The organism is Acinetobacter sp. YH12072 (assembly GCF_013419565.1).
GTDB lineage: Bacteria > Pseudomonadota > Gammaproteobacteria > Pseudomonadales > Moraxellaceae > Acinetobacter.
In genome coordinates, this window is record NZ_VOZV01000013.1 from 75,097 (window position 1) to 82,140 (window position 7,044).

The window sequence follows — 7,044 nt, forward strand, 5'->3', positions numbered from 1 at the left end:
TGTTTTAGAATGGTAATATCGTGATTATGGTGCCGGATTGGGCTGCTGACGGTGAATGGCTTCAATGCCCTGCAAGACTTCTTCAGACAGATTCACGTCAAACGCCTGAATGTTTTCTTTGAGCTGATCCAAGTTGGTCGCACCAATAATAGTACTGGTCACGAAGAACTGCTGTTTAATGAAAGCCAGTGACAACTGGGTTAAGGTCAGGCCATGCTGCTCAGCCAGTTGTGCATACTGCTCGACGGCCCACTCGCTTTCCGGATTGCTATAACGGCTAAAACGTGAAAATAAAGTCACACGTGCATTGGCTGGACGTGCACCATTGCGAAATTTACCAGTCAGATAACCGAATGCCAGTGGAGAATAAGCCAGCAAACCTATACCTTCGTATTTGGCAATTTCCGACATACCAATTTCATAAGTCCGATTCAGCAAGCTATACGGATTTTGCACGCTAACAAATTTAGAAAGTCCCAATTTCTCTGCCAGATGCAGGAACTTCATGGTGCCCCAAGGTGTTTCATTGGACAGGCCAATATAACGGATACGACCTTTCTTAATTTCGTCATGCAAAGCAGTCAGGGTTTCTTCCAGATTCGTTACGGCACGATCATCTGCAGCTTCTGCATTGCCATAACCCAGCTTGCCAAAGAAATTGGTTGCGCGCTGAGGCCAGTGCAATTGGTACAGGTCGATATAATCAGTTTGCAAACGTGACAATGAATTATCAATTGCTGATGCAATCTCATCTGCCACAAACCGGGTCTGACCATCACGGATATGGCTCCCACCTTGTGACGGACCCGCAATTTTCGAAGCTAAAAACAGTTTGTCACGTCCACCCCGTGAGGCAATCCAGTTACCAATAATGCGTTCAGTTACCCCTTGCGTTTCCGGCTTGGGTGGCACCGGATACATTTCTGCGGTATCCCAGAAATATAAACCTTGATCCAAAGCATAGTCTAATTGCTGAAAAGCCTCTTCCTGAGTATTCTGCTCACCAAAAGTCATGGTGCCCAAACAGATTTCTGGCAATAAAATCCCAGTATCCGCCAATGGTCTGAATTGCATAAAAATGTCCTTTAAGTTTATCTGTTATTTATCAAGAGCAAGTGTGCTATAGCCTATCGGAATTATAAGACGGACTTAAATCATCTTTTCTAACAAGCTTGTGCCAATTTGTTATGTTCTGAATCAGGCTGAAATTTTTAAACAGGAATAAAAAAAGCAAACCCGAAGATTTGCTTTTTATCGTGCTTTTGGCTTATTCGTCTTCGAACTCGCCAGCACCCACTGCTTCAGGTTCTTCCAGCGATGCATCAAAAATCAGAATCGCCTTACCATCGGTTTCAATCATGCCCTGTTCTTCTAGAGTTTTTAGAACACGACCGACCATTTCACGTGAACACCCAACAATACGGCCAATTTCCTGACGGGTAATACGGATCTGACGACCATTTGGCAAGATCATCGCTTCTGGCTGAGATGACAGGTCAATCAGACAACGTGCAATACGACCAGACACATCGATAAATGCCAGGTCAGTCACTTTACGTGTGGTATTTTTCAGACGGCGAACCAGCTGGGCAAAAACTGCATAGCTAAGGTCTGGATATTGTTTGCTAATTTCATGAAAGTTTTCATAGGTAATTTCAGCAATTTCACAGACATCACGAGTACGCACTTCTGCAGTACGCTGTGGATTTGCTTCGAAAAGACCCATTTCCCCAAAGAAGTCTCCCGCATTTAAATAAGCTACCACAATCTCACGTTCATCATCTTCACGAAGAATGATAGACACAGACCCCTTCAGAATTAAATACAGAGATTTAGATTCTGATCCTGCATCCACGATCGTGGTACGTTTTGGATAGCGATTGATATATGCACGTTTTAATAACGCCTTCACTGATTCAGGTAGTTGCCCCGGCGAAAGTGCGTCTGTGCTTAATTGTGAAAAGTTTGAAGTCATGCTTACAGTTCCGAATATGGATAATTTATAGATCGCACAAGACCTAATGTGAACTTGTCACACAGTGGGATTGAAATTCCTTATCAACCCAATTTATGTTAGTGTACAGTTACTTCGTAAATTTATAGCTTTTTTTAGGTAGTTGCAATGCAAACGAGTGTTCATTGGCTAGAGAATGTTGCTTTTGAAGCAAAAACTCAAAGTGGTCACAGTATCATCATGGATGGTTCACCTGAATATGGCGGTGAAAACCGTGGTCCTCGCCCAATGGAACTGATTTTGACCGGTCTGGGTGGTTGTGCTTCTTTTGACATTGTGACGATTTTAAAGAAAGCACGTCAGGAGATTACTGATGTACGCTGTGAATTAAAAGCAGAACGTGCCGATACAATTCCTGCGGTATTTACCAAAATCCATCTACACTTTGTGGTCAGCGGTAAGGGCATCAAAGAGAAACAGGTCGCTAAAGCCGTAGAGCTTTCTGCTGAGAAATACTGCTCTGCCAGCAAAATGCTGTCTGATGGTGGTGTCGAAATCACCCACGATTTTGAAATTGTAGAAGTGGAATGATCCGCTAATTTCATTAAAAAAGCAGTCTTCGTGGCTGCTTTTTTTACGTCATTTTTTGAGTGAAATACTGCTGGCCATCTTCAAAAATCACCAGATTTTCAGGCAGTCTTAAAGCCCCAAGATGATGAGCATACTCAGCCTGTTGCTGTCGGTCACGATAACGCCTGCCCACTGAATAGTCGACACAGAATACATTCTGCTGCTGTCCAAACCATTGCAGAGCATCAATATGCTTAAACAGACCGGATTTTTCTTCGGTGGTTTTAAAGTTTCTCCAATAATGGCCAATCACCACAGGTATCCTATCTGTATAACGCTCCCACCATGGCAAACGGTCAATCATACGCCAGCGCCCCCCTGCATAGACTGGACGTTGTGCAATTTTTTCTGCGCCTGAGCTTAAGGTACGAATCGGATTTTGCATCTGGTCGCGTAACTCTTTTTCAGCGATATATTTTAATAAGGGAATACTGGCTGCTGGATCCTTGAATTGTCCTTGATATTGCTGCTGTTCACTCTGGATATATTCATCAAAGCCCAAAGTCTGCAACTCAAGCTCATTTTTCAGAACAAAATGATTATAAGCCTGTCTGATTGAATTAAAAGGAACAGATTTCAATTGTTGAATTGCCTGCGTATCCCAGCAAGCATGCACAATTCTTAAATGGGGTGCATCTAGAGCCAAAGGCAGGCTGTTTAGAAATTCTAGAATCCATGCACGATCCTGAATTGAAGCCTGAACTGAATCAAAAGTTTTGAGATCATCCTGATGCGGTGAACCAAAAAACCAGCCATTACCTTCCCGTAGCGTATCGGTTAACAAGTTGATTTCATGATTACCCAGAATGCATTGCGCATTGCCATTTTCTATTAAGGTTTTAACCTGTCTGATGACAGCGATACTGTCTGGTCCACGATCACACAGATCTCCGACAAAAATCAGTTTACGCTGTTCAGGATGACGACCTTGCAGATCGTAGCCCAATACTTTTAATAATTGATGTAGCGCATCAATCTCACCATGAATATCGCCAACAATATCCACCGGACCATCAAAAGTCTGCTGTATGAATATCTGATTACTCATGGCTCTACCCTACCCAGGTCAATAAAACCTTTTTTTAATATAGCGCTTATACTTTAAATCAATATAACAAGTTCAGAATTATTTTTTAATCATTTTGATTATTCAATCAAATAACGATAGATCAGAAACTTAACTGAAATCTCATTTCTTCATTTCTTATCTAAATGTATATCTAAAAACAATAAAAAACCGGCGCCTAAGCACCGGTTTTATTCACTTTACGAGCTTTAAAGCTAGTACAGCCTGATTAAGCGTTTAGTGATTCAATGATTTGGTTCAATGTAGCACTTGGACGCATTACAGCATTTACTTTTGCAGGATCAACTGCATAGTAACCACCGATATCTACAGATTGGCCTTGAACTGCATTCAATTCGCTCACGATCTTCTCTTCATTTTCAGCAAGAGATTGAGCGATCGGTGCAAATTTCGCTTTCAATTCTGCATCTTCGTCTTGCGCTACAAGTTCTTCAGCCCAGAATTTAGCCAGGTAGAAGTGGCTGCCACGGTTGTCTAGCTCGCCAGTACGACGTGATGGAGACTTGTCATTGTCAAGCAATTTACCAGTCGCAGCATCCAGTGTTTTCGCAAGCAGTTTCGCACGTGCATTGTTTTCTTTAATGCCCATTTCTTCCAGAGAAACAGCCAATGCCAAGAACTCACCTAGAGAATCCCAACGTAAGTGGTTTTCTTCTACCAATTGTTGTACGTGTTTAGGTGCAGAACCACCAGCACCAGTTTCGTACATACCGCCACCTGCCATTAGAGGCACGATAGACAGCATTTTCGCAGAAGTACCAAGCTCCATGATTGGGAACAGGTCAGTCAGGTAGTCACGCAGGATGTTACCTGTTACTGAAATGGTATCTAGGCCACGAGCAACACGTTCAAGTGTATAACGCATCGCACGTACCTGAGACATGATTTGGATGTCCAAGCCTTCAGTATCGTGATCTTTCAGGTAAGTTTGAACTTTTTTGATCAGTTCGTTTTCGTGTGGACGGTACGGGTCAAGCCAGAAGATTGCTGGCATGCCAGAGTTACGTGCACGAGTTACAGCCAGTTTCACCCAGTCGCGGATCGGTGCGTCTTTCACCTGGCACATACGCCAGATATCACCTTCTTCCACGTTTTGAGACATCAACACTTCACCAGTTTCAAGGTCAGTGATGTTCGCAACACCCGCTTCTGGAATTTCGAAAGTCTTGTCGTGAGAACCGTATTCTTCAGCTTTTTGAGCCATCAGACCAACGTTAGGAACTGTACCCATAGTACGTGGGTCGAAGTTACCATTCCATTTACAGAAGTTGATCATTTCCTGATAAATACGTGCGAATGTAGATTCAGGCATAACTGCTTTACAGTCGTAAGGTTTACCGTCAGCACCCCACATTTTACCGCCAGTACGGATCATTGCAGGCATAGAAGCATCTACAATCACGTCGTTTGGAGAATGGAAGTTAGTAATACCTTTTGCAGAATCAACCATCGCAAGTGCTGGACGGTGTTCTTGACATGCATGAAGATCTTCAATGATTTCTTCACGTAAAGAAGTCGGTAAAGATTCGATTTTTTCGTAAAGACCAGCCATACCGTTGTTTACGTTAATGCCGAGCTCGTCGAATAATTTACCGTGTTTCTCAAACGCATCTTTGTAGTAAATACGCACACAGTGACCGAATACGATCGGGTGTGATACTTTCATCATGGTCGCTTTAACGTGTAAAGAGAACAGGATGCCAGCTTCTTTACAATCTTCTAATTCTTTTTCATAGAAGTCGCAAAGGGCTTTTTTGCTCATGAACATTGAGTCGATGATTTCGCCGTCTTGAAGCGCAACTTTTGGCTTAAGAACGATAGTTTCACCAGACTTGGTGATCAGTTCCATTTTCACATTACGTGCACGGTCTAAAGTCATAGACTTTTCGCCATGGTAGAAGTCGCCTTCTTGCATGTGAGAAACGTGAGTTTGTGACCAAGGTTTCCATTCACCCATAGAATGTGGGTGTTTTTTCGCGTAGTTTTTCACTGCTGTCGGCGCACGACGGTCAGAGTTACCTTCACGAAGTACTGGGTTCACTGCTGAACCTAGGCACTTGCTATAACGCGCTTTAATTGCTTTTTCTTCTTCAGTAGTCGGGTTTTCCGGATAATCAGGCAGTGCATAGCCCTTAGACTGAAGTTCTTTAATGCATGACATCAACTGAGCAACAGACGCACTAATATTAGGGAGTTTAATGATATTAGTATCTGGGTCCTGAGTAAGACGACCTAATTCTGCCAGGTTATCTGAAACTTTCTGCTCATCGCTTAGATAGTCTGCGAATTCTGCAAGTACGCGTGCGGCTACAGAGATGTCTGTCTTAACAATCTCAACGCCCGCCGGCTTAGTAAAGGTCTCAATGATCGGCAGTAGAGAGTAAGTCGCCAATAATGGCGCCTCGTCGGTCAGTGTGTAAATGATTGTTGACTTTCCACCAGCCATATATAGCCCCTTGCTTTGGATTGAGTTTCTGATCATCAGGCTTTTGGCCTAATTTCAGCGAACCGGTTACTTAAATAAACTTTGAAAGTAGTGGTGCTGGTTGCACCTCAGTCAAAGGAATATCAATACATATTCAACTTTGCCTGAAAAATTCGTAAAAATTGTCAGCGTGATTCACCGACAGCAGTATTCTACGTGAAAATGAACCTTTTTTCGAATCGGCACATTGCCAAACCATGCGATTTGTGCATTAGAAGGTTAATTTGCAGATTTTGCTTAATTTTACCAAAAATTATAATTTAATCATTATAATTCAATTACTTAAATTAAAAATCAGACAAATTCACCTATAAACTTAATGTGTGCTTAATTCGGTTTTTTGCCATCAATTTTTATCTACATGTTGGGTATCATGAAAATAAATTATCAATGGCCGTAATTTCCATAAGTATGGGTTAAAAAGCGAATTGAAACAGATCTGCTATTCCCTATCGAAATTTATGATCTGCACCTGATAAATTGATAGTTAATCCTAAAGGCTTAAGACAACCTAAATAATAGTCACCTTTCTACTCTTTCTTCAGTTTAAATTATGTGCATTTTTTTAATTACCTTTACAAACACTGGAAATGTATCGACCGTAATTCAAATAAAAAAAATGGTTCTATTGGTTTAATAGGCTTTAGATAATGCCAGTATGTTGGTTTAATTAATAAGAATCTTCTAATTAAATTTGGGTAGAATGCTGATTAATTTACAATAAGGACTTATTTTATGCTGAATTATTTAGTTAGTTTTTCGGTGGTGTTTCAAAAAGTATGCTGACATTAAATGAAGCCATTATTGATGTAAAAAAAGGTTAAGTCGAAAGCTTTAAAATGGTTTTCAATCTTTTTTGAAAAATTACAACTCCTTCTAAAACCGCGC

Annotated in this window: 5 protein-coding genes and 1 pseudogene; 1 reads left to right on the forward strand and 5 read right to left on the reverse strand. The window is 41.5% G+C overall.

The genetic code is table 11. From position 1 onward, the window contains the following. Window positions 1–24 precede the first annotated feature (24 nt). Window positions 25–1,074 carry an NADP(H)-dependent aldo-keto reductase gene (locus FTU19_RS07585; RefSeq protein WP_180016677.1) on the reverse strand — a complete coding sequence of 350 codons (1,050 nt, stop codon included), beginning with the start codon at window positions 1,072–1,074 and terminating at the stop codon, window positions 25–27. A 193-nt stretch (window positions 1,075–1,267) separates the two neighbouring features. After that, a complete protein-coding gene (gene crp / locus FTU19_RS07590; protein WP_004782527.1) occupies window positions 1,268–1,975 on the reverse strand; it encodes a cAMP-activated global transcriptional regulator CRP in 708 nt (235 codons plus the stop codon). A 147-nt stretch (window positions 1,976–2,122) separates the two neighbouring features. On the opposite strand from crp, the gene FTU19_RS07595 reads away from it, so the two are divergent. Next, complete coding sequence (locus FTU19_RS07595) at window positions 2,123–2,545, forward strand: OsmC family protein (protein ID WP_004782528.1); 423 nt, start codon at window positions 2,123–2,125, stop codon at window positions 2,543–2,545. A gap of 43 nt (window positions 2,546–2,588) precedes the next feature. Here the strand turns inward: FTU19_RS07595 and FTU19_RS07600 are convergent, their stop codons facing one another. From FTU19_RS07600 to FTU19_RS07610, 3 genes and pseudogenes are all read right to left on the reverse strand, one after another. After that, entirely contained in the window at window positions 2,589–3,632 is a 1,044-nt protein-coding gene (locus tag FTU19_RS07600; protein ID WP_180016678.1) for a metallophosphoesterase, read from the reverse strand. A gap of 247 nt (window positions 3,633–3,879) precedes the next feature. Then, a complete protein-coding gene (locus FTU19_RS07605) occupies window positions 3,880–6,117 on the reverse strand; it encodes an NADP-dependent isocitrate dehydrogenase (RefSeq protein WP_180016679.1) in 2,238 nt (745 codons plus the stop codon). A gap of 827 nt (window positions 6,118–6,944) precedes the next feature. Continuing rightward, window positions 6,945–7,044 (reverse strand): annotated as a pseudogene (locus FTU19_RS07610) (IS1 family transposase); the annotation flags it as partial.